This is a genomic window from Pseudomonas fluorescens NCIMB 11764 (assembly GCF_000293885.2).
Lineage (GTDB): Bacteria > Pseudomonadota > Gammaproteobacteria > Pseudomonadales > Pseudomonadaceae > Aquipseudomonas > Aquipseudomonas fluorescens_B.
This window is the reverse complement of record NZ_CP010945.1, coordinates 3,111,222-3,135,435: the sequence shown is the minus strand read 5'-3', so window position 1 is coordinate 3,135,435 and position 24,214 is coordinate 3,111,222. Positions and strand designations below refer to the sequence as shown.

Genomic DNA, 24,214 nt, shown 5'->3' with positions numbered 1-24,214 from the left:
TGCTACCCCTTAGAGAACGGCTTTCGGGTAGGAACCCAACACTTTAAGTGCCACTGCTTCCTGACTGATTTTTTCCAGCACACCTTTCACCAGCGGATCGCGATGGTGGCCGACGAAGTCGATAAAGAACACGTAGGTCCATTTACCGCTGCGCGAAGGACGTGTCTCGATTCGCGTCAGGTCGATGCCATTGTCGTGGAACGGCACCAGCAACTCGTGAAGCGCGCCTGGCTTGTTGCTCATGGAGACGATGATCGAGGTCTTGTCGTCGCCCGTCGGCGGCACTTCCTGGCTGCCGATCATCAGGAATCGCGTGGAGTTGTCCGGGCGATCCTCGATTTTCTCGGCCAGACGGGTCAGCCCGTACAGGCCTGCGGCCATGTCGCCGGCAATGGCCGCCGAGTTCCACTCACCCTTGACCCGCTTCGCGGCTTCGGCGTTGCTCGACACCGCCACGCGCTCGACATTCGGGTAGTGTGCGTCCAGCCACTTGCGGCACTGGGCCAGCGACTGGGCATGGGAATAGATACGGCTGATGCTGTCGGTCTTGGTGTTTTCACCGACCAGCAAGTGGTGGTGAATCCGCAACTCGACTTCACCACAGATGACCATGTCGTGTTCGAGGAAGCTGTCGAGGGTGTGGTTGACCGCGCCCTCGGTGGAGTTTTCCACCGGGACCACGCCAAAGTTCACCGCACCGGCCGCCACTTCGCGGAACACTTCGTCGATCGCCGCCATGGGCTTGCTGATGACCGCGTGACCGAAGTGTTTCAGGGCCGCGGCCTGGGTGAAGGTGCCCTCAGGGCCGAGGTAAGCCACTTTCAGCGGCTGTTCGAGGGCCAGGCACGAGGACATGATTTCGCGGAACAACCGCGCCATCTCTTCATTGCCCAGCGGCCCCTGATTACGCTCCATCACGCGCTTGAGCACCTGAGCTTCGCGCTCAGGACGATAGAACACCGGCACTTCGCCTTCGGCCAGCGAGGCCATCTTTACTCGCGCAACTTCCTGGGCGCAGCGTGCGCGCTCACTGATCAGCTCCAGGACTTTTTCGTCCAGGGCATCAATGCGCAGGCGCAGTGCCTTGAGTTCTTGCTCAGACATTAGCCATGTTCCTTCTCGAACTCTGCCATGTACGAAACCAGTGCGTTAACCGCAACGATGTCGACGGCGTTATAGATGGAGGCGCGCATGCCGCCCACAGAACGGTGCCCCTTGAGGTTCAACAGCCCACGCTCGTCGGCACCGGCCAGGAATGGCTTGTCGAGACGATCGTCAGCCAGACGGAACGGCACGTTCATCCACGAGCGGTCGGACTTGTTGATCGGGTTGCTGTAGAGGCCGCTGGCATCGATGAAGTCGTACAGCGTGCGCTGTTTCACTTCGTTGAGCTTGCCGATGGCTTCGACACCACCCTGCTCTTTCAGCCACTCGAACACCAGGCCGGACAAGTACCAGGCCAGGGTTGGCGGGGTGTTGTACATCGAGCCGTTATCGGCCGCGACCTTGTAGTTGAGCATCGTCGGGCACAGGGAACGGGCATGACCCAGCAGGTCTTCACGAACGATGTTGACGACGATGCCGCTCGGGCCGATGTTTTTCTGGGCGCCGGCGTAGATCATGCCGAAGCGCGAAACATCGATCGGACGCGAGAGGATGTCCGAGGACATGTCGGCGACCAGCGGAACGTCACCGGTTTCCGGGACCCAGTTGAATTCCAGGCCGCCAATGGTTTCGTTCGGTGCGTAGTGAACGTAGGCCGCGTCTTTCGACAGCTTCCATTCGTTCTGACCAGGGATAGCGAAATAGTCGTAAGGCTTGGCGGTGGCGGCGACGTTGACGTGACCGTAGCGCGAAGCTTCTTCGATGGCTTTCTGCGACCAGATACCGGTATCGATATAGTCGGCGGTGCGACCTTCCGGCAACAGGTTCAGAGGAATCTGAGCGAATTGCTGGCTGGCACCACCTTGCAGGAACAGCACTTTATAGTTCGAGGGGATATTCAGCAGATCCCGCAGATCCTGCTCGGCCTTGGTCGCAATGGACACGAACTCATCACTGCGATGGCTCATTTCCATGACCGAGAGGCCCTTGCCGTGCCAATCAAGGAGTTCACCCTGGGCGCGCTGCAGGACAGCTTCGGGAAGTGCCGCAGGACCGGCACAGAAGTTATAGGCTCTCTTGCTCACATCCAATCTCGCTCTGATTTGGTGGTAGTCACGCAATAAATCTGTAGGAGCTGTCGAGCAGAGCGAGGCTGCGATCTTTTAGAGCCAAGTGAAAGCAAGAGCCAGATCAAGAGATCGCAGCCTCGCTTCGCTCGACAGCTCCTACATTAAAATCAATTCCACAGTTCCTGGAGGACAAACAACAAGGGGGCGAATTTTCATCCGCCCCCTGTTTGTCCGCTTACTCTTGCGGTTCTTCGTCGGCAGCGGCGTCGAGTTGCTGGTCTTCGGCAGCGTCGTCGATCACGACTTCACCGTCGAACACTGCACCTTCTTCGCCCTCTTCGCCTTCCAGCTCTTCGCCTTCGACTTCCGACGGCTCCTGAACCCGTTCCAGCCCTACCAGCGTTTCATCGCTGGCCAGCTTGATCAGGGTCACGCCCTGGGTGTTACGACCCAGGCTGGAGACTTCGTCGACACGGGTGCGAACCAACGTACCCTGGTCGGAAATCAGCATGATCTCCTCGCCGTCGAGCACCTGAACCGCGCCGACCAGACGGCCGTTACGGTCGTTGCTGACCATGGCGATAACGCCCTGACCGCCACGCTTGTACTCAGGGAACTCGGTGATCGCCGTGCGCTTGCCGAAACCACGGGCCGAGGCGGTAAGGATCTGGCTGCCTTCTTCCGGAATCAGCATGGAAATCAGCTTCTGGCCTTCCGGCAGACGCATGCCGCGGACACCGCGAGCGGTACGGCCCATGGCGCGGACGTCGGTTTCCTTGAAGCGAGTGACCTTGCCACCGTCGGAGAACAACATGACTTCACGATCGCCATCGGTAATGGCGGCAGAGATCAGTACGTCACCTTCATCCAGTTCCAGCGCGATCAGACCGACGCTGCGTTGGCGGCTGAAGGATTCCAGCGGGGTCTTCTTCACGGTGCCTTTGGCGGTGGCCATGAAGATGAAGTGACCTTCGGTGTATTCCTCGACCGGCAGCATGGTGGTGATGTATTCATCACTGTCCAGCGGCAGCAGGTTGACCAGCGGACGACCACGGGCTGCGCGGGACGCTTCCGGGATTTCGTAGGTTTTCAGCCAGTACACCTTGCCTTTGCTGGAGAACAGCAACAGCGTGGTGTGGCTGTTGGCGACCAGCAGGTGAGCGATGTAGTCCTCATCCTTGACGCCGGTAGCCGATTTGCCTTTACCGCCACGACGCTGGGCCTGGTACGCAGCCAATGGCTGGGTCTTGGCGTAGCCACCATGGGAAATGGTCACGACGCGCTCTTCTTCCGGGATCATGTCACCCAGGGTCAGGTCGAGACGGGCATCGAGAATTTCGGTGCGTCGCACGTCGCCGTATTCGGCACGGATCACTTCCAGCTCTTCGCGGATCACTTCCATCAGGCGCGTGGCGCTGTTGAGGATGCGGATCAGCTCGCCGATCTGGTTGAGGATCTCTTGATACTCGGCCAGCAGTTTTTCGTGTTCCAGACCGGTCAGGCGGTGCAGTCGCAGTTCCAGAATGGCTTGCGCCTGTTCCGGCGACAGGAAGTACTTGCCTTCGCGCAGACCGTATTGCGGATCGAGGTTTTCCGGACGGCACGAATCGGCACCGGCACGCTCGACCATCGCGACCACGGCGGAGGATTCCCAAGGCGTGCTGATCAGCGCTTCCTTGGCTTCCGACGGGGTTGGCGAGGCCTTGATCAGGGCAATGACCGGGTCGATGTTCGACAGGGCAACCGCTTGACCTTCCAGAATGTGACCACGTTCGCGGGCTTTACGCAGCTCGAACACGGTACGACGGGTAACGACTTCGCGACGGTGGCGAACGAAGGCTTCCAGCAGGTCCTTGAGGTTCAGGATCCGCGGACGGCCGTCGATCAGCGCCACGATGTTGATACCGAACACCGCTTGCAGCTGGGTCTGGGCGTAGAGGTTGTTGAGGATCACCTCAGGCACTTCGCCACGACGCAGCTCGATCACGACGCGCATACCGTCCTTGTCGGACTCGTCGCGCAATTCGGTGATGCCTTCCAGCTTCTTCTCTTTTACCAGCTCGGCGATCTTCTCGATCAGACGGGCCTTGTTCAGTTGGTAAGGGAGTTCGGTGATGACGATCTGCTGACGGCCACCGACCTTGTCGATGTCTTCGATGATCGAGCGGGCGCGCATGTAAATGCGACCGCGACCGGTGCGGTAGGCTTCGATGATGCCGGCGCGACCGTTGATGATCGCGGCAGTCGGGAAGTCCGGGCCGGGGATGTATTGCATCAGCTCATCGATGGTCAACTCGGGGTTGTCGATGAGGGCCAGGCAACCGTCGATGACTTCACCGAGGTTGTGCGGAGGAATGTTGGTCGCCATGCCCACGGCGATACCGCTGGAGCCGTTGACCAGCAGGTTGGGAATACGGGTCGGCATGACCGCCGGGATCATTTCGGTGCCGTCGTAGTTCGGCACCCAGTCCACGGTTTCTTTATGCAGGTCGGCCAGCAGTTCGTGCGCCAGCTTGGTCATGCGCACTTCGGTGTATCGCATGGCCGCGGCGTTGTCGCCGTCCACCGAACCGAAGTTGCCCTGGCCGTCTACCAGCAGGTAGCGCAGCGAGAATGGCTGCGCCATCCGAACGATGGTGTCGTAAACCGCGGTATCACCGTGAGGGTGATACTTACCGATCACGTCACCGACAACACGGGCAGATTTCTTGTACGGCTTGTTGAAGTCGTTGCCCAGCTCGCTCATCGCGAACAGCACACGCCGGTGCACGGGCTTCAAGCCATCGCGCGCATCCGGCAGTGCCCGCCCGACAATCACGCTCATCGCGTAGTCGAGGTAGGACTGCTTCAGCTCGTCTTCGATATTGACCGGGAGGATTTCTTTGGCCAGTTCGCCCATGAGAAGCCTGATTCCTTTTTCTGGTGAAACTTCGTCACATCCATATGGGACGAACGAAGCTCGCCGATGCAGGCTGACTGCCAGTGCACCGACTTACGACAAATCAACGAGTTATGCCATGGATCTGCGCAGTAAAGGCAGCCACATCGGGCTACCTTGGAAACCGCCGGATGTTATCACAAGAGCCGCCACGCACCTATCCCCCAGACGCGCATGGAGTGTAGTTAGTTGACTGGTGGCAGGCTTAACGGCGACGAGAGAGGCTCAGAGCCACTCCGAATGCAGAATTCGCGACCGAATTACGGATGTTTATTGGCATTGCGCGCCTCATCGCCAGCAGGCTGGCTCCCACAGGATCGGTGTCGATCACAAAACCTGTGGGAGCCAGCCTTCCGGCGATGGCGATTCACAAGACGCCGAACGCCCTCAATGCAGTCGCTTGCGGCACATCAACTGCGCCATCTTCGCCGTATCCGGACGCTCGACGATGCCTTTCTCGGTGACGATCGCGTCGATCAAATCCGCCGGGGTCACGTCGAACACCGGGTTGAACGCATCGACATCCGCCCCGACTCGCTTGCCGCCCACTTCCAGCAACTCGCGGCCGTCACGCTCTTCAATCGGAATGTCGTCGCCACTGGCCAGGTTCATGTCGATGGTCGAACTCGGCGCCACCACCATGAAGCGCACGCCGTGGTGCATGGCGTTCACCGCCAGTTGATAAGTACCGATCTTGTTGGCCACGTCGCCATTGGCGGTGATCCGGTCGGCGCCGACGATGACCCAGGTAATGCCTTTGGTCTTCATGATATGGGCAGCGGCAGAGTCGGCATTCAAGGTCACGGGAATGCCTTCGTTGGCCAACTCCCACGCCGTCAGACGCGAACCCTGCAGCCACGGACGGGTTTCGTCGGCGTAGACGCGCTCGACCATGCCCTCGATGAACGCCCCGCGAATCACCCCCAGCGCGGTGCCGAAGCCGCCGGTGGCCAACGCGCCGGTGTTGCAGTGGGTCAGGATCGCCTGCGCGTTGCCCTGATGCTTGCGGATCAGGTCCACACCCAGTTGCGCCATGGTCAGGTTGGCTTCGCGATCACTTTCGTGAATGGCAATGGCCTCCGCTTCCAGCGCCGCCAGTGGGTCTGCATCTTCCTTGAGACGATCCAGGCGGTCACGCATGCGACTCAAGGCCCAGAACAGATTCACCGCCGTTGGCCGGGAATCGGCCAGCAACGCGTAATCCTCTTCCCACGCAGCCTGCCAGTCACCGCCTTCTGCAATTCGGGCACGGGCTGCCAGCACCATGGCATACGCAGCACTGATGCCAATCGCCGGAGCACCACGCACCACCATCGAACGAATGGCTTCGGCCACGCCAGCAGCGCTGGTGTAGGCAATCCAGGTTTCCTCAAATGGCAAAATACGCTGATCCAGCAGGTACAGGGCGCCATCACGCCAATCGATGGCCTTCACCTTCTCCGCAGCCAACAGTCGATCGCGCATCCCACACCCCGTACTCAGTAACAAAGCCGCCGATTATAGCGATCCCCCCGCGAAGACGCTCGGGTATACTTCGCCATCCTTTACAAAAGCACTGGAACCGACCCTCGATGCCGAACACTGCCGCTGCGCTCGACCTGTTATTGCTGCCGACCTGGCTGGTACCCGTCGAACCCGCTGGCGTTGTCCTCAAAGAGCATGGCCTGGGCATTCGCGACGGGCGCATTGTCTTTATCGGCCCGCGCGCGGCTGCGCTGAAGCTTGACGCCACCGAAATCCGCGAACTGCCGGACATGTTGCTCAGCCCCGGCCTGATCAATGCTCACGGGCATGCGGCGATGACGCTGTTCCGCGGCCTGGCAGACGATCTGCCGCTGATGACCTGGCTGGAAAACCACATCTGGCCCGCCGAGACCAAGTGGGTCGATGAAGCCTTTGTACGCGATGGCACCGACCTTGCCATCGCCGAACAGATCAAAGGTGGCATCACCTGTTTCTCTGACATGTATTTCTTCCCGAAGGTTGCCAGCGAACGCGTGCATAACAGCGGCATTCGCGCACAAATCGCGATTCCGATCCTCGATTTCCCGATCCCGGGCGCCAGCACGGCGGACGAAGCCATTCGTCAGGGCGTTGAACTGTTCAACGATCTCAGGCACCACGAGCGCATCAAAGTCACCTTCGGCCCCCACGCGCCTTACACCGTGGGCGACGAAAACCTGGAGAAAATCCGGGTGATCGCCGAAGAGCTGGACGCGTCGATTCACATGCACGTCCACGAAACCGCCTTCGAAGTGCAGCAATCGGTCGAGCAGCGCGGCGAACGCCCGTTGGCCCGACTCGCGCGCCTGGGCCTGTTGGGGCCACGCTTCCAGGCGGTTCACATGACTCAGATCAGCGATGAAGACCTGGTGATGCTGGTAGAAAGCAACACCCATGTGATTCATTGCCCAGAGTCGAACCTGAAGCTGGCCAGCGGTTTCTGCCAGGTGGAGCGGTTGTGGCAGGCTGGCGTCAATGTGGCCGTCGGCACCGATGGCTCGGCCAGCAATAATGACCTCGACCTGCTTGGCGAAACCCGCACCGCCGCATTGCTCGCCAAAGCCGTCGCCGGCTCGGCCACCGCGCTGGACGCCCATCGCGCCCTGCGCATGGCCACCCTGAACGGCGCACGCGCCCTGGGCATCGAGGCGGAGGTCGGCTCGCTGGAAATCGGCAAAGCCGCGGACCTGGTCGCGTTCGACCTTTCCGGCCTGGCGCAGCAACCGGTCTACGACCCGGTTTCGCAGCTTATATATGCCACCGGTCGCGACTGCGTGAAACACCTTTGGGTGGGTGGCAAGCAACTGCTCGACGACCGTCGCCTGACCCGTCTCGATGAAGAACAGCTTTGCGCCACCGCCAAGGCCTGGGGCCGGCGCATCAACGGCCACACCGAATCGTAAGCACCCCGGGGCGAACCGCCGGGGCAACAGGATTTTTCAAGTTTTAGAGGATGAACCATGAGTAACGTCGACTACGCCGAAATCGCCAAATTCGAAGCCCTGGCCCATCGCTGGTGGGACCGCGAAAGCGAGTTCAAACCGCTGCATGACATCAATCCGCTGCGGGTCAACTGGATTGACGAACGCGTCAACCTGGCCGGCAAGAAGGTTCTCGACGTCGGTTGCGGCGGCGGCATCCTCAGCGAGGCCATGGCTCAACGCGGCGCGACCGTGATGGGCATCGACATGGGCGAGGCGCCGCTGGCCGTTGCTCAGCTGCATCAGCTGGAATCCGGCGTGAGCATCGAATACCGGCAGATCACCGCCGAAGCCCTGGCCGAAGAGATGCCGGAGCAGTTCGACGTGGTCACTTGCCTGGAAATGCTCGAGCACGTACCGGACCCGTCGTCGGTGATCCGCGCCTGCTTCAAAATGGTCAAGCCGGGTGGCCAGGTGTTCTTCTCCACCATCAACCGCAACCCGAAGGCGTATCTGTTCGCCATCGTCGGTGCCGAATACATCATGAAGCTGCTGCCGCGCGGCACCCACGACTTCAAGAAATTCATCCGCCCTTCCGAGCTCGGTGCCTGGAGCCGCATGGCCGGCCTGACCGTCAAGGACATCATCGGCCTGACCTACAACCCGCTGACCAAGCACTACAAACTGGCCTCCGACGTGGACGTCAACTACATGATCCAGACCCTGCGCGAGGAGTAAGCAGATGCGTATCAGAGCAGTTCTTTTCGACATGGACGGCACCCTGCTCGACACCGCGCCGGACTTCATTGCGATCTGTCAGGCGATGCGTGCCGACCGCGGCCTGCCGCCGATGAATGACAAGCACATCCGCGACGAGATCTCCGGCGGCGCCAGGGCGATGGTTGCCGTGACCTTCTCGATGGACCCGGAATCTCCGGGCTTCGAAGCACTTCGCCTGGAGTTCCTCGAGCGTTATCTCGCGGGCTGTGCGGTTCACAGCAAGCTGTTCGACGGCATGGTGGAAGTACTGGCCGACATCGAAAAAGCCAACCTGATCTGGGGCGTGGTCACCAACAAGCCACTGCGGTTTGCCGAGCCGATCATGCAGCAACTGGGGCTGGCCGAGCGTTCGGCGCTGCTGATCTGCCCGGATCACGTGAAGAACAGCAAGCCGGACCCGGAGCCGTTGATCCTCGCGTGCAAGATGCTCGACCTCGATCCGGCCAGCGTGCTGTTCGTGGGTGATGACCTGCGTGATATCGAGTCCGGCCGCGATGCCGGCACCCGAACGGCCGCCGTGACCTATGGCTACATTCATCCGGACGATAACCCGCGGCATTGGGGGGCGGATGTGGTGGTCGATCATCCGCTGGAGTTGCGCAAGGTTTTGGATAGCGCGCTTTGTAGCTGCTAAACCGATGGTTTGCCGGAAACATTGTGGTGAGGGGATTTATCCCCGTTGGGTCGCGAAGCGGCCCCAAACCGTTAATTGCGGCTGCTCCGCAGCCGAACGGGGATAAATCCCCTCGCCACGGCAAGCCCGCTCGCCACTGGTTCGATGCACGATTTTGACGAGGTTTTTATGTTTGATTATTCCGCCCGCCCTGAATTGCTCAAGGACCGGGTCATTCTGGTCACCGGCGCTGGTCGCGGCATCGGCGCTGCCGCTGCGAAAACCTATGCCGCCCACGGCGCCACCGTACTGTTGCTGGGCAAGACCGAAGCCAACCTGACTCAGGTCTATGACGAAATCGAGGCCGCCGGCCATCCACAACCGGCCGTGATCCCGTTCAACCTCGAAACCGCCCTGCCCCATCAATACGATGAGCTGGCGGCGATGATCGAAACCGAGTTCGGCCACCTCGACGGCTTGCTGCACAACGCATCGATCATTGGTCCGCGCACCCCGATCGAACAGCTCTCCGGCGAAAACTTCATGCGCGTCATGCAAGTCAACGTCAACGCCATGTTCATGCTCACCAGCACGTTGTTGCCGCTGCTCAAACTGTCGCAGGATGCTTCGGTGGTGTTCACTTCCAGCAGCGTCGGCCGCAAGGGCCGTGCGTATTGGGGTGCATACGGCGTCTCCAAGTTTGCCACCGAAGGCCTGATGCAAACCCTGGCCGACGAAGTCGACACCGTGGCCCCGGTGCGCTCGAACAGCATCAACCCCGGCGCCACCCGCACCAGCATGCGCGCCCAGGCTTACCCCGGCGAAAACCCGCTGAACAACCCGACGCCCGAGGAGATCATGCCGGTCTATCTCTACCTGATGGGTCCGGACAGCACCGGCATCAACGGCCAGGCGTTCAACGCCCAGTAACGCCGTGCGTCGCTTTTGTGCCGTGGCGAATTTTTGTCATGGCACTCAACAAGCGACATAACTGAAGGTCATGCCAGTCAAATAAATGCCATCCAGTTCGGCAAAAACCGCCGAAAAACGACACAGGCTATTGATTAACAAGCAATTTAATCCGAATGAAACGAATGGCACGAGTTTCGCTCTATATCTGCTCAGACACGCCGTGTGAAAGCAGACGGGCCGACGCTCGCGTCGATAGGTTACTAATCTTCGACAAAGCAGATTAGACTTGCGCCAAATGTCCTACGGGACTGATGGACCAGTACGACGCGCAGCCCAAAGCCGCTCTCACCCAGCCTGTAAGACAGCCTTACTGCTTAGGGGCGCACGCCATATGAAATCACCTTCCCAGACCAACGCAATTGACTTCGATAGCGCCAAATTGCAACGCCTGGGCTTTGGTCAACAGCCCCTGCTTCTGAAGCGGCCGGTCAGTCTTGCGCAAGTGCGCCAGCAACTGAGCCTGCAACTGCAAACCACGCTTGAGCCACAACGCATTCTCGGGCTCTTCTACCGTGAAATTCACCGACTCGTGCCGCTCGACGCCTTGAGCTACCAGCACAAAGCCAGCGACTTGCGCCTGGAGCTCGGTCTGCGCGGTCACCACTCGATCAGTTACACCCTCAGCCATGAAGGCGAGCACCTGGGCGAACTGGTTTTCCGCAGAAATCAGCGCTTCAGCGAGCAGGAGCAGGGCAACCTCGAGTCGCTGCTGTCCGCATTGCTGTACCCGATGCGTAATGCCCTGCTCTACCGCGCCGCCACCCAAAGCGCCTTGCGCGACCCCCTCACGGACACCGGCAATCGCATTGCCATGGACCAGACGCTGCAACGGGAAATCGACATGTCGCGTCGGCATCTGCAACCTTTGTCGCTGCTGATGCTGGACATCGACCACTTCAAACAGATCAACGATACCCACGGCCACAGTGCCGGCGATGATGTGCTCAAAGCCGTTGCAGCCTCGATCAAAGGCCAGTTGCGCAACGTCGACATGGTGTTTCGCTTTGGCGGCGAAGAGTTCCTGATTCTGCTGTCCAACACCGGCCGCGAGGCGGCGGCCATGGTCGGCGAGCGGCTGCGGTTTGCCGCCCAGGCCAAGGATTATCTGGCCGATGGCAAGCTGATCGAGCTGACCGTCAGCCTCGGCTGTGCGACCCTGCTGCCCGGCGAGTCAGTCGAAAGCCTGCTGCGTCGGGCCGACAGCGCGCTGTATGTGGCCAAGCGTGAAGGACGCAACCGATTGGCGATGGCGGGCTGAAGATTCGCCGGCGGGCTCGCAACCGTAGCGGCCCGCATTGAAAGGAATCAGCGCACAGCGCCACGCAGTTCCCCGACCATCCCTTGCAACCTGGCAGGCTCTGCCGCCTCGACCGCCACCGCCGGCCCCGCCACCAGGGTCACCCGCGACCACAACCGACGGAACACGCCTTTGTCGGGATCGCGACTGAAGAAACTCCCCCACAGCCCCTGCAATGCCAACGGAATCACTGGCACCGGCGTCTCTTCGAGAATCCGCGTCAGCCCGCCCTTGAATTCGCTGATCTCGCCGTCGGTAGTCAGTTTGCCTTCAGGGAAGATGCACACCAGCTCACCGTCCTTCAGGTATTGGGCGATGCGCGTGAAGGCCCTTTCGTAAATCTGAATGTCTTCCTGACGTCCCGCGATAGGAATGGTCCCGGCCGTGCGAAAGATGAAGTTCAGCACCGGCAGGTTGTAGATCTTGTAGTACATCACAAAGCGAATCGGCCGACGCACCGCGCCGCCAATCAGCAACGCGTCGACAAAGGACACGTGATTGCACACCAGCAGCGCCGCGCCCTCATCCGGAATCGCCTCCAGATTGCGATGCTCTACGCGGTACATGGAGTGGCTGAGCAGCCAGATCATGAAGCGCATGCTGAATTCGGGGACGATTTTGAAGATGTAGGCGTTGACGCCGATGTTCAGCAGCGACACCACCAGGAACAGATGCGGGATCGACAACTTGGCCAGGCTCAGCAACACGATCGAAACAATCGCCGAGACCACCATGAACAGCGCGTTGAGAATGTTGTTGGCAGCGATCACTCGCGCCCGCTCGTTCTCCGGGGTGCGTGACTGAATCAGCGCGTACAGCGGCACAATGTAGAAACCGCCGAAAACCCCGAGGCCGAGAATGTCGATCAACACCAGCCAGGTGTGACCAAAGCCGAGGATTTCGATCCAGCCATGGCCGTTGACGCTGTCGGGAATTGAGCCGGAATGCCACCACAGCAACAATCCGAACACGGTCAGACCGAACGATCCGAACGGCACCAGCCCGATCTCGACTTTGCGTCCGGACAGTTTTTCGCATAGCAGCGAGCCGAGTGCGATACCCACCGAGAACACGGTAAGAATCAGCGTCACCACGGTTTCGTCACCGTGCATCCACTCCTTGGCATACGCCGGGATTTGCGTCAGGTAAATCGCCCCGACAAACCAGAACCATGAGTTACCGACAATCGAGCGCGATACCGCCGGGGTTTGCCCCAGGCCCAGTTTCAAGGTGGCCCAGGATTGACTGAAGATATTCCAGTTCAGGCGCATTTCCGGCGATGAGGCCGCTGCCCGGGGAATGCTGCGACTGGCCAGATAACCCAGCACTGCAATGCCGATGATCGCCGTGGACACGATGGGTGCGTAATGCGCGGACGACATCATGATCCCGGCGCCGATGGTCCCGGCGAGGATGGCCAGGAAGGTGCCCATTTCCACCAGCCCGTTGCCGCCCACCAGTTCTTCTTCACGCAAGGCCTGAGGCAGGATCGAGTATTTCACCGGCCCGAACAGCGCCGAGTGCGTCCCCATGGCAAACAGCGCCAACAGCATCAGCGACAGGTGATCGAAGACAAATCCGACTGCACCGACCGCCATGATCGCGATCTCCCCGAGCTTGATCAGGCGAATCAGCGCGTCCTTGGCGAACTTCTCGCCGAACTGACCGGCCAGCGCCGAAAACAGAAAGAACGGCAGGATAAACAGCAGCGCACACAGATTGACCCAGATCGAACGATCACCCTCGATAGTCAACTTGTACAGAATGGCGAGGATCAACGACTGCTTGAAGACGTTGTCGTTGAACGCCCCGAGGGACTGGGTCACGAAAAACGGCAGGAAGCGCCGAGTGCGAAGCAGGCTGAACTGTGAGGGGTGACTCATCTTCCGTGTTCCTGAATTTGGGTAGAGAGTGGCGTGGATACCATTGTTGGAATGTCGATCGTCGATCCAGGCCACACCTTACCTAATCTTTGCCGGTTATTTGTTTAATCCTGCAATGCACGGCGAGACAAACAACTCGCCCCGCCATGCGCCCTGCACGGTGCGTTTGGCGACGATCAGCCACATCACGGCCAGCATCGCCACCAGCACACAGCCAAAGGCACTGAAAAACGTCAGGTTCAAGGTACTGGCCAGTTTCAACGTTGCCAGAGAATAGACGCCCAGCGGAAAGGTGAACCCCCACCAGCCGAGGTTGAAGGGTATGCCGGCGCGCAGGTAACGGCCGGTGATCAACAACGCGATCAGCATCCACCACAGACCAAAGCCCCACAAGGTGATCCCGGCCACCAGCCCCAGCCCGGCGGCGATCTCACCGATTCCCGGTAAACCGTTGGCGGCAAAGATCGCCGGTGCGTCGCCCCCCAGCAGCAACATCCCCAGCGCCCCGGTGCCAATCGGGCCAAGCGCCAGCCAGCTCGAAGCGGCCATGTTTTCGTGGGGCAGTTTGTGCAGCGCCATGCGCAGCAACAGGATCGTCAGAATGCTGAACGCCACCGGCAGGGAAAATGCCCAGAGCACGTAGCTGGTGACCAGCACCATCAGTTGTGAATGAGCGTCGGCCAGATGCGGCGCCAGCAAGCCGCCGCTGGCCGCCGCTACTTCCGCAGCCACCACCGGCAATAGCCAGACGGCAGTCATCTGATCGATGCTGTGTTCCTGGCGGGTAAACATCATGTAGGGGATCAGCACCCCGCAGGCCAGCGACATCGCCACGTCCAGCCACCACAGCGCTTCGGCAACATGAATCACGCCCTCGCCCCAGCGCGGCAGGCCGAACACCAGAAAACCGTTGATGATCGTCGCCAGTCCCATGGGAATCGTGCCGAAAAACATTGATACCGTGGAGTGGCCGAAAATCCGTCGTGCTTCGTCGAAGAACAGCACCCAGCGTGCCGCGTACAGTACCGTGAACACAGCGAACAGAAAGATATTGAACAGCCAGAGGGCTTCGGCAACCGCTTGTAACCCCGCGCTCCCGGCCGGCAACTGCGCCAGCGCCAGCGCCAGAACGCCGGTGCCCATGGTCGCGGCGAACCAGTTCGGAGTGAATTGGCGGATCACCTCGCGCGGATGCTGCAAATGACTGAACGGTTTAAGGCCGGGCTTGGCGGTTTCAAAGCATGTCATGTCGAATTCCTCTCCTCGGTTGAGGTGGAATCCATGGTAGATCCGAATCGAATATCGATATAACGGGTAATATCTCTAACTGTTATCTATTTAGCAGATATAGCATCAGACACTGCCTTCCGATTCGATCACCAATACCCTCGCCACACCCAGCGGATGCGCCACATGCTCGGTGCCTACAGCGGCGTAAAAGATATCTCCTACATTCAACATCACCTCTTTCTCCAGACCTGCTTCGCGGTAGTGCATCTGCACCTGGCCATCGAGCACGACGAACACTTCCTGACCGTCATTGATGTGCCATTTGTAGGGCTGGTCGGTCCAGTGCAAACGGGTGGTGATGCCATTCATGTTCGCGATGTCGAGCGCGCCCCAGGCACGGTCAGCGGTGAAGGATTGGCTGCGGATGATTTTCATGGTCGGTCCGTGGAAATGAATGGCAGTGCCAAGGCTAGCGATCATTAAACATCGGCGCTACAGACTTTGATGGGCTGCTCACGCTGCAACGCCAATAAGGCACCGACAGACAGGATGATCAGCACCGCGCCATAACCGTCGGTGGTGGTCACCAGGCCAAACGTCCGCGTCAGGCTCCCCGTCAGCAACGATGGCAAACAGAACGCCAGGTAACTGAGCACATAAAATGCTGACATCAACCCTGCCCGTTCATGGGGCAGCGCCAGTGGTACCAGACTGCGCACCGAGCCGAGGAATCCGGCACCGAATCCGCAACCGGCCACCAGTGTGCCAAGGAAAAACAAAGGCAAGCTGGCGCTGTGCACGCCCAGTAAAAGCAACACGACACCTGCTGGCAGGAAGGTGCCCCCCAACTTCAGAGCCTTGGCGGCGGGCTGGTTACGCAGGATGAAAATCATCAGAGCGCCAGTCAGTGTCAATGCCGCTACTGCCGCCCCACCCATCAGATTCGAGGTTGAACCGGTAGCGGTGCGCAACAGCGAGGGGGCAAGCGAGGCAAAAAAACCGCCGAGCGCCCAGGTCGAGAGATTCAGCGGCAACACCCGCCACAAAGTGGCGCGTGCCTGGGTCGGTACATGCAGGGTTGGGCGCAACGAGGCCCATGCCCCCGGCTGCGGACTGACGCTTTCCGGCAGGCGCCAGACGTACAGCGCCTGCATCACAAACAGCGCGAGCAGCACCCAATAGGTCAACTGCAACGGCAGCGGCGCAAACTCGGCCAGCAAGCCGCAGCCCATACCGCCAATCGCCATGCCGAGCAGCGGTGCAACGCTGTTGACCAGCGGCCCCTGATGGCGATCGATGTCGAGCAGCGCGGCACTCAATACGGCAGTGGCCATCCCGGCGGCAAACCCCTGAAGGACCCGCGCACTGATCAACCAAACTACGCTGTCAGCATTGATAAACAGCAGCATCGCCAACAGGTTCAGCAGGACAGCCGTGAAAATGACCGGCTTGCGCCCCAGATGATCCGAAAGCGAACCGACGGTCAGCAGCGCCACCAGCAAACTGATGGCGTACACACCAAAAATCACGGTCAAGGTCGTTGCCGAGAATTGCATTTGCTCCTGATACAAGTGATACAACGGCGTCGGTGCCGTGGAAGCGGCGAGAAAACTCAGTAAAGTGATCGCCAGAAACCACAGGCTTGAACGGTTGGAAGCTGAATTCGACATGCGCACACTCCGCAAAAGCTAATTTTTTGCTTTTGCGGAGTGTGCTATTCGCCAGCGCTTAAAGCAAATTCTTAGTGTTAAGGTCCGATGCATGGCTATTAAAGAAGGTTTACGCCCTGGCGGACGCAGCGCCCGGGTGCAAGAGTCGATTCACTCGGCGGTCCGCGCACTTCTTGAAGAGCAGGACCGTTCCACCGTGACCGTCCCGCAAATTGCTGCGCGCGCAGGGGTTACGCCGTCGACCATTTATCGACGCTGGGGCGATTTGTCGACATTGCTGGCGGATGTCGCCCTGGCGCGCATGCAGCCCGATAGCGAACCGGCCAACACCGGCAGCTTGCGGGGAGACGTGCGAGCGTGGGCGGAGCAGTATCTGGACGAAATGAGCTCCGAACCTGGACGCAACATGCTGCGCGATGTGCAATCGAGCCTGACGCCGGGCTTTTGCACAGCGCTCATTGGCGGGCAGTTGCAGACGATTCTGGATCGCTATCCTGATCAACCGAAACCGAATGTTGATCGACTGATCAATCTGGTGGCGGCGCCTTCGGTGTTTCGCATTCTGTTTTCGGCGGCACCGCTGGAGGTTGAGGAGCTGCATCAGTTGATCGAGATTGCGTTGAGTCAGTGAGGGCTTCTTCGCGAGCAAGACCCACACATTTAACCGAGTTCTCCTATAAGCATGCAGTCGAATGTGAGAGCGGGATTGCTCGAGAAGGGGCCTGAAAAAACACCTTGGATACATCTGACACACCGCCTGCGACACCCCACCACGCCACGACCTTGGTCGACACTGACTAACGCAGACGGTCGTGCGAGACTGTCTGTCCGGGCGGGAGTCCCGGTATCTTTTGTCTGGAGTTCCCATGTCGCTGTCCAGCGGGCTGATCGCCGCCGTTGCCCTGGCCTATATGGCCATCATGTTCGCCATCGCCTTCTACGGTGACCGTCGCAGTACGCCGTTACCGCCGCGGGTGCGCGCCTGGGTGTACAGCTTGTCGCTGGCGGTCTATTGCACCAGCTGGACGTTCTTCGGCGCCGTCGGCCAGGCCGCCGAACAACTCTGGTCGTTCCTGCCGATCTACCTCGGGCCGATCCTGCTACTGGTCTGCGCACCGTGGGTCCTGCAAAAAATGGTGATGATCAGCAAGCAGGAGAACATCACCTCCATTGCCGACTTCATCGCCGCCCGTTACGGCAAATCCCAGTCGCTGGCGATTGTCGTGGCGTTGATCTGCCTGGTCGGCGTTTTGCCCTACATTGCGTTGCAGCTCAAAGGCATCGTGCTCGGGGTGAACCTGCTGATCGGTGCCGGCGCCGACGCCATGGGCACTCGCGCCCAGGACACGGCGTTGATTGTATCGCTGGTGCTCGCGCTGTTTACCATCGTGTTCGGTACCCGCAACCTCGACGCCACCGAACACCACCGGGGCATGGTGCTGGCGATTGCCTTCGAATCGCTGGTCAAGCTGTTCGCGTTTCTCGCGGTCGGCGCGTTCGTGACCTACGGCCTGTACGACGGCTTCGACGACCTGTTCGATCAGGCGATGCTCGCACCGCGCCTTGAAGCGTATTGGAAGGAAACCATCAACTGGCCATCGATGGTGGTGCAAACCGGTGTGGCGATGATGGCGATCATCTGCCTGCCCCGGCAGTTTCACGTGACGGTGGTGGAAAACATCGACCCACAGGATTTGCGCCTGGCCAAGTGGGTCTTCCCGGCGTACCTGGCGTTGGCGGCCTTGTTCGTTGTCCCGATCGCCCTGGCCGGTCAGATGCTGCTGCCCAGCTCGGTGTTGCCGGATTCGTTTGTCATCAGCCTGCCATTGGCGCAAGCCCACCCCGCGCTGGCGATGCTGGCCTTTATCGGCGGTGCCTCGGCGGCAACCGGCATGGTGATTGTGGCCAGCGTGGCGCTGTCGACCATGGTGTCCAACGACATGCTGTTGCCGTGGTTGCTGCGCCGCAATAACGCCGAGCGGCCGTTCGAAGTATTCCGCCAGTGGATGCTCTCGGTGCGCCGCGTCAGCATCGTGGTGATTCTGCTGCTGGCCTACGTCAGCTATCGCCTTTTGGGCTCCACCGCGAGCCTGGCGACCATCGGCCAGATCGCCTTCGCCGCCGTGACCCAACTGGCACCGGCCATGCTCGGCGCACTGTACTGGAAACAGGCCAACCGCCGCGGCGTATTCGCCGGCCTCGCCGCCGGGACATTCCTGTGGTTCTACACGCTGGTCCTGCCGATTGCCGCCCACAGCCTCGGTTTATCGTTGAGCAGTTTCCCCGGCCTGGCCTGGTTGCACAGCAACCCGCTAAACCTGCCGCTCACCCCACTGACCCAGGGCGTGGTGCTGTCACTGGCCGCCAACTTCACCTTGTTCGCCTGGGTATCGGTGCTGTCGCGCACACGGGTTTCGGAACACTGGCAGGCTGGCCGTTTCATCGGCCAGGAGATCAGTGCCCGCCCCAGCGCCCGCTCGATGCTGGCGGTGCAAATCGACGATCTGCTGCATCTGGCCGCACGGTTTGTCGGTGAAGAACGCGCCCGTCAGAGTTTTATCCGTTTCGCTTACCGACAGGGCAAAGGCTTCAACCCGAACCAGAACGCCGACGGTGAATGGATCGCCCACACCGAGCGCTTGCTGGCCGGTGTGCTCGGCGCCTCCTCGACCCGCGCCGTAGTAAAAGCCGCTATCGAAGGTCGGGAAATGCAACTCGAGGATGTCGTGCGAATCGCCGACGAAGCCTCGGAAGTGCTGCAGTTCAATCGCGCACTGCTGCAAGGCGCGATCGAGAACATCACACAAGGCATCAGCGTGGTCGACCAGTCGTTGCGACTGGTGGCGTGGAACCGGCGTTACCTGGAGCTGTTCAACTACCCGGACGGCTTGATCAGCGTTGGCCGGCCGATTGCCGACATCATTCGCTACAACGCCGAACGCGGTCTGTGCGGTCCGGGCGAAGCCGAAGTGCACGTCGCCCGCCGTTTGCACTGGATGCGCCAGGGCCGCGCCCACACCTCTGAACGACTGTTCCCCAATGGTCGTGTGATCGAGCTGATCGGCAACCCGATGCCGGGCGGCGGTTTCGTCATGAGTTTTACCGACATCACCGCGTTCCGCGAAGCCGAGCAGGCGCTGACCGAAGCCAACGAAGGCCTGGAGCGGCGGGTCACCGAGCGCACCCACGAGCTGTCGCAACTCAACGTGGCGCTGACCGAAGCCAAGGGCACCGCCGAGTCGGCCAACCAGTCGAAAACCCGGTTCCTCACGGCGGTCAGCCACGACCTGATGCAACCGCTGAACGCCGCGCGACTGTTTTCTGCAGCGCTGTCCCATCAGGAAGACAGTTTGTCCAGCGAAGCGCAGAAACTGGTCCATCACCTGGATTCGTCATTGCGCTCGGCCGAAGACCTGATCAGCGATCTGCTGGACATTTCCCGCCTGGAAAACGGCAAGATCAACCCGGATCCGAAGCCGTTTGTGCTCAATGAACTGTTCGACACGCTCGGCGCAGAATTCAAGGCGCTGGCCCGGGACCAAGGGCTCAAATTCCGCGTTCGCGGCAGCACGCTGCGGGTCAACAGCGACATCAAACTGTTACGTCGGATCTTGCAGAACTTTCTGACCAACGCCTTTCGCTACGCCAAGGGGCCCGTGCTGCTGGGGGTTCGTCGGCACAAGGGCGAACTGTGCCTGGAGGTCTGGGACCGTGGGCCGGGGATTGCACAAGACAAACTGAAAGTGATTTTCGAAGAATTCAAACGCCTGGACAGCCACCAGACCCGTGCCGAGAAAGGTCTGGGCCTGGGCCTGGCGATTGCAGACGGGTTGTGTCGCGTTCTGGGCCACACCTTGCAAGTGCGTTCCTGGCCGGGGCGCGGCAGTGTATTCAGCGTCACCGTTCCGTTAGCCAAGGCGCAAATCGCGGCGCCGGCCAACGTCACCGAGCTCAACGGCAAACTCCTGAGCGGCGCGCAGGTGCTGTGCATCGACAACGAAGACAGCATCCTGGTTGGCATGAACAGCCTGCTGACCCGCTGGGGTTGTCAGGTCTGGACAGCGCGCAACCGCGACGAATGTGCGGCCCTGCTGGGCAATGGCATGCATCCGCAACTGGTGCTGGTGGATTATCACCTGGACGATGGCGAGACCGGGACCGACTTGATGGCCTGGTTGCGAACCCGCCTGGGCGAGCCGGTGCCAGGCGTGGTGATCAGCGCCGATGGGCATCCGGAAACCGTGGCCCAGGTGCATGCAGCGGGGCTGGACTACCTGGCCAAACCGGTGAAACCGGCAGCGTTGCGGGCGTTGTTGAGTCGGCATTTGCCGTTGTAAGCCCAAAAGATCGCAGCCTTCGGCAGCTCCTGCAGGGTTTTGTGTACATCTGCAGGAGCTGCCGAAGGCTGCGATCTTTTTGATTTTACTCGGGCAACTCTGCCAACCCGTCCACATCGGTCATTGCCCGCTCCAGCAGGTCCGCCGGCAGGCTTTTACTCGCTCGCGCGCCCAGCAACTTGAGCTGCTCACTGCGGCTGACCAGATTGCCACGGCCTTCAGTCAGCTTGTTACGTGCAGAACTGTAGGCCTTGTCCAGTTGCTGCAAGCGATTGCCGACTTCATCCAGGTCCTGAATGAACAGCACGAACTTGTCGTACAGCCAACCTGCCCGTTCGGCGATTTCCCGGGCGTTCTGACTCTGGCGCTCCTGCTTCCACAGGCTGTCGATGACACGCAGGGTGGCCAGCAACGTGGTCGGACTGACGATCACGATGTTACGGTCGAAAGCCTCCTGGAACAGGCTCGGCTCCGCCTGCAACGCTGCGGAAAATGCCGCTTCGATGGGGACGAACAGCAAGACGAAATCCAGGCTGTGCAAACCGTCGAGCCGCTTGTAATCCTTGCCGGCCAGGCCTTTGACGTGAGTGCGTAGCGACAGCACATGCTGCTTGATGGCGATCTGGCCGATGGCATCGTCTTCCGCCGCCACGTATTGCTGATAAGCCGTCAGGCTGACCTTGGAGTCGACAACCACCTGCTTGTCGCCCGGCAGATAAATGATCACGTCTGGCTGGAACCGCTCACCGTCCGGACCTTTGAGATTGACTTGGGTCTGATACTCGCGGCCCTTCTCGAGGCCGGCGTGTTCAAGCACCCGCTCAAGAATCAGCTCGCCCCAGTTGCCCTGGGTTTTCTGCCCTTTCAAGGCGCGGGTCAGGTTGGTGGCTTCATCGCTCAGGCGCAGGTTCAGCTGTTGCAGGCGCTCCAGCTCCTTGGCCAGCGAGAAGCGCTCGCGCGCCTCGGCCTGATAACTTTCCTCGACCCGCTTTTCAAACGACTGGATGCGCTCCTTCAAAGGATCGAGCAACTGGCCCAGACGCTGCTGACTGGTTTCGGCGAAACGCTGCTCGCGCTCGTCGAAGATCTTGCCGGCCAGTTCGGCGAACTGGGCACGCAATTCGTCTCGCGAGCCTTGCAGGTCGTTGAGACGCTGCTGATGGCTTTCCTGTTGCTCGCGCAGCTCGGCGTTGAGGGAGGCGGCCTGGGCGTCCAGACGTCGCAACTCAGCCTCTTTGCCGGCGCGTTCGATATTCCAGGCGTGGGACGCATCGCGGGCGTCATCGCGTTCGATCTGCAACAGTTCGACTTCACGGCGCATCGCGGCAAGGTCTGCCTGTTTGGCGGCGTTGGCCTGCCCCAGATCGGCAATCTCGTCGCGACAGGCTTCGAGCTGGGCGTTCAGTCCATCCTGGGCCAGTTGGGTCATGGCCAGGCGTTCTTCCAGCAGGGCGACATCCGACTGCGAGGCGCTCGCCCGGCGCTGAAGTTGCCAGGCCAATGCCAACAACGGCAGTGCAGCCCCCGCCAGCCCGAGCAATATGCTGGTCAAGTCCATCGCCATCGCCATTCCTGCCCATTCGATAAAGCTTGAAGGTTAACCAAGGTGTCAGGTCTTGGACAGCTCAGTCTTCGATCAGACCCAGTTCCTGTTGGGCGCGTCGATCCCCTGCCCGCGCGGCCTGACGCAAAAGGTCCTGGCCGATTCGGCGATCCCGGGCATTCCCGCATTCGCGGCACATCAACTGGCCGAGACGGCTTTGCGCGGCCACTACGCCTTCTCGGGCCGGTTGCTTGAGCAATCGCCCGGCGAAGTGTTTGACGTTGCTGTTTTCACCCAGGCGCGGGCTGTCGAGCAGCCACTCGGCCACACGCATCGAAAAGCGCTTGGGCGGGGTAACACGGGGAGGTGTAGAGGTTACAGAAACGGGTACTGAGCGAAACTTCATAAAGCACTGTGGGGCAGATCGGAAGGCGCGCCACTCTACTCTTTTTTTCTTACAGGTAAAGCCTAAAAAACCCGGCACGCCCGTGCTAGAGCAAGCGCTCGGGACAATCCACAGAAGCTGTGGATAACTCAGTGGACAACCGCCCTTGAACTCTCGCAAAGCCCTGTGGAATGGGGCTCGCAGTCAAACTGACGATTTTTTCACCAGTAAAAAAAAGCGATGTTTTTCATTGACTTAAATTTTGGTTGCAGGCACCCACTGCGCTGGAGGGCAAGATGACAGTGGGGTGACAACTCGCGCAACTTATGTGCACAAGTGCCTCCGAGACAGTTATATCGATGCGCTTTTTCGGCGCATTTTGTTAGCCGGTCTGGGGATAAACCCTGCCAAACCCTTGGTTCAGGCTTACTTTGACCCGATGAACGTCGCAGACCGACCGTCGGATTTTGAGCCATTACAAGGCGATCATGGCTGCCAATTAACACCTGCGAGGTGATACCAGAAGATGTTTTTGGCTAACACACTTCCTTTCTGCAATTCAATCCGTTACTATCCGCGGCGTTAGTACCAAGCTGAAAGTCAATTCTGGTCGAACAAATCCCCCCGATATGCCTTCCAACAGGAAGCATCAATCGAACAAGCGGGATCGACCACCTCGATGGTTTCCAGGTAAAACTTGCGTCAACACTGCCTTTGAATCGAAAACAAAGGGTGTTGCGAAGCTCATTTACTCTGACCGAACCAGCCTGCAAATTGATCAGGATCTTCACCCCGGGCCCAGAACCTTTGCCCTTGATGTGTTGCCTGCCCTCCTAAGTACCTACCTGCCAGCCCAAGCGCGCCAATTTAATCAGCGCTTCAAACTGGCTGCTTTGTTCCAGTCGGGTTCTTCGTTCGACCAATGGTGGTCGTCGTCACTGGAACGTTTTAACTTTGCACGGTTCTTATCCGTGTCGCTTGTAGGAACACCCATTAAATGACTACTCAAATCCACACCCAGGATGCTATCCGCACCCTAACCAACGCTTTTGCCCCAATGAACTGCCTGATCATGGCCGCTCGCAAAGGCTGCTTCAGCTTCACACTGGTCAACGAACACGGCATCGCTCGTCACAGCGAACGCCTGTACCCCGATCAATACTCCAGCGCCGAGCCGCTGCAGGCTGTGATCGAGCGTACCCGTCAGGCACTGGTTGCCTGATACGCCGCAAAGGCTGAAAACCTCAGAAGCCTCGCTGAAAAGCGGGGCTTTTTATTGCCCGATATTTCTGTTTTCGCGCCCGCCGCGTAAGCACTAACCGATATAACGGTTATAACTGGCTGCCGGAAATATTTTAAAAACAGTCCTTTACAGCGCGAATATGACACTACACTTCAACTCAAGCGGCCTGAGCCGCTTCCGGCGAGCCTGATTCGATCCACCCGCTGCCAACGCTACCTTCAGGAC

18 protein-coding genes are annotated in these 24,214 nt (G+C 59.8%); 8 read left to right on the top strand and 10 right to left on the bottom strand.

Annotation, left to right across the window (positions count from 1 at the left end; all coding sequences use genetic code 11):
- Positions 1–9 precede the first annotated feature (9 nt).
- From pheA to mtnA, 4 genes are all read right to left on the bottom strand, one after another.
- A complete protein-coding gene (gene pheA / locus B723_RS14435; RefSeq protein WP_017337297.1) occupies positions 10–1,104 on the bottom strand; it encodes a prephenate dehydratase in 1,095 nt (364 codons plus the stop codon).
- The gene (serC, locus tag B723_RS14430) at positions 1,104–2,189 is read right to left on the bottom strand and encodes a 3-phosphoserine/phosphohydroxythreonine transaminase (protein WP_017337296.1); all 1,086 of its coding nucleotides are present in this window, start codon (positions 2,187–2,189) and stop codon (positions 1,104–1,106) included. The genes pheA and serC overlap by 1 nt, the downstream gene beginning before the upstream one ends.
- A gap of 220 nt (positions 2,190–2,409) precedes the next feature.
- Complete coding sequence (gene gyrA / locus B723_RS14425) at positions 2,410–5,073, bottom strand: DNA gyrase subunit A (RefSeq protein ID WP_017337295.1); 2,664 nt, start codon at positions 5,071–5,073, stop codon at positions 2,410–2,412.
- Positions 5,074–5,499: 426 nt separating this feature from the next.
- On the bottom strand, positions 5,500–6,576 hold the full coding sequence (gene mtnA / locus B723_RS14420) for an S-methyl-5-thioribose-1-phosphate isomerase (protein ID WP_017337294.1): 1,077 nt from the start codon (positions 6,574–6,576) through the stop codon (positions 5,500–5,502).
- A gap of 107 nt (positions 6,577–6,683) precedes the next feature.
- On the opposite strand from mtnA, the gene B723_RS14415 reads away from it, so the two are divergent.
- The 5 genes from B723_RS14415 to B723_RS14395 all read left to right on the top strand — a co-directional run bounded on the left by B723_RS14415 (position 6,684) and on the right by B723_RS14395 (position 11,659).
- A complete protein-coding gene (locus tag B723_RS14415) occupies positions 6,684–8,018 on the top strand; it encodes a TRZ/ATZ family hydrolase (protein WP_017337293.1) in 1,335 nt (444 codons plus the stop codon).
- Positions 8,019–8,075: 57 nt separating this feature from the next.
- Positions 8,076–8,774 carry a bifunctional 2-polyprenyl-6-hydroxyphenol methylase/3-demethylubiquinol 3-O-methyltransferase UbiG gene (gene ubiG / locus B723_RS14410; RefSeq protein WP_017337292.1) on the top strand — a complete coding sequence of 233 codons (699 nt, stop codon included), beginning with the start codon at positions 8,076–8,078 and terminating at the stop codon, positions 8,772–8,774.
- Positions 8,775–8,778: 4 nt separating this feature from the next.
- Positions 8,779–9,450 carry an N-acetylmuramic acid 6-phosphate phosphatase MupP gene (gene mupP / locus B723_RS14405; RefSeq protein ID WP_017337291.1) on the top strand — a complete coding sequence of 224 codons (672 nt, stop codon included), beginning with the start codon at positions 8,779–8,781 and terminating at the stop codon, positions 9,448–9,450.
- A gap of 168 nt (positions 9,451–9,618) precedes the next feature.
- Positions 9,619–10,359 (top strand): YciK family oxidoreductase, encoded by a 741-nt coding sequence (locus B723_RS14400; protein ID WP_008031809.1) that lies wholly within the window; start codon positions 9,619–9,621, stop codon positions 10,357–10,359.
- A 373-nt stretch (positions 10,360–10,732) separates the two neighbouring features.
- On the top strand, positions 10,733–11,659 hold the full coding sequence (locus tag B723_RS14395) for a GGDEF domain-containing protein (protein WP_017337290.1): 927 nt from the start codon (positions 10,733–10,735) through the stop codon (positions 11,657–11,659).
- Positions 11,660–11,706: 47 nt separating this feature from the next.
- Here B723_RS14395 and B723_RS14390 read toward each other — a convergent pair whose 3' ends face one another.
- The 4 genes from B723_RS14390 to B723_RS14375 all read right to left on the bottom strand — a co-directional run bounded on the left by B723_RS14390 (position 11,707) and on the right by B723_RS14375 (position 16,481).
- The gene (locus tag B723_RS14390) at positions 11,707–13,581 is read right to left on the bottom strand and encodes an MFS transporter (protein WP_017337289.1); all 1,875 of its coding nucleotides are present in this window, start codon (positions 13,579–13,581) and stop codon (positions 11,707–11,709) included.
- 96 nt (positions 13,582–13,677) lie between these two features.
- Complete coding sequence (locus B723_RS14385; RefSeq protein ID WP_017337288.1) at positions 13,678–14,829, bottom strand: TDT family transporter; 1,152 nt, start codon at positions 14,827–14,829, stop codon at positions 13,678–13,680.
- Between the two features lie 105 nt (positions 14,830–14,934).
- Positions 14,935–15,246, bottom strand: a complete 312-nt coding sequence (locus B723_RS14380) for a cupin (protein ID WP_017337287.1) — start codon at positions 15,244–15,246, stop codon at positions 14,935–14,937.
- A gap of 44 nt (positions 15,247–15,290) precedes the next feature.
- On the bottom strand, positions 15,291–16,481 hold the full coding sequence (locus tag B723_RS14375) for an MFS transporter (RefSeq protein WP_017337286.1): 1,191 nt from the start codon (positions 16,479–16,481) through the stop codon (positions 15,291–15,293).
- Positions 16,482–16,572: 91 nt separating this feature from the next.
- On the opposite strand from B723_RS14375, the gene B723_RS14370 reads away from it, so the two are divergent.
- The gene (locus B723_RS14370) at positions 16,573–17,112 is read left to right on the top strand and encodes a TetR/AcrR family transcriptional regulator (RefSeq protein WP_017337285.1); all 540 of its coding nucleotides are present in this window, start codon (positions 16,573–16,575) and stop codon (positions 17,110–17,112) included.
- Positions 17,113–17,347: 235 nt separating this feature from the next.
- Entirely contained in the window at positions 17,348–20,818 is a 3,471-nt protein-coding gene (locus tag B723_RS14365; protein WP_017337284.1) for a hybrid sensor histidine kinase/response regulator, read from the top strand.
- 85 nt (positions 20,819–20,903) lie between these two features.
- Here B723_RS14365 and rmuC read toward each other — a convergent pair whose 3' ends face one another.
- Entirely contained in the window at positions 20,904–22,268 is a 1,365-nt protein-coding gene (rmuC, locus tag B723_RS14360; RefSeq protein WP_193393023.1) for a DNA recombination protein RmuC, read from the bottom strand.
- Positions 22,269–22,443: 175 nt separating this feature from the next.
- A complete protein-coding gene (locus B723_RS14355; RefSeq protein ID WP_017337282.1) occupies positions 22,444–22,767 on the bottom strand; it encodes a sel1 repeat family protein in 324 nt (107 codons plus the stop codon).
- Between the two features lie 976 nt (positions 22,768–23,743).
- Here B723_RS14355 and B723_RS14350 point away from each other — a divergent pair.
- On the top strand, positions 23,744–23,968 hold the full coding sequence (locus B723_RS14350; RefSeq protein WP_008031832.1) for a hypothetical protein: 225 nt from the start codon (positions 23,744–23,746) through the stop codon (positions 23,966–23,968).
- Positions 23,969–24,214: the final 246 nt, after the last annotated feature.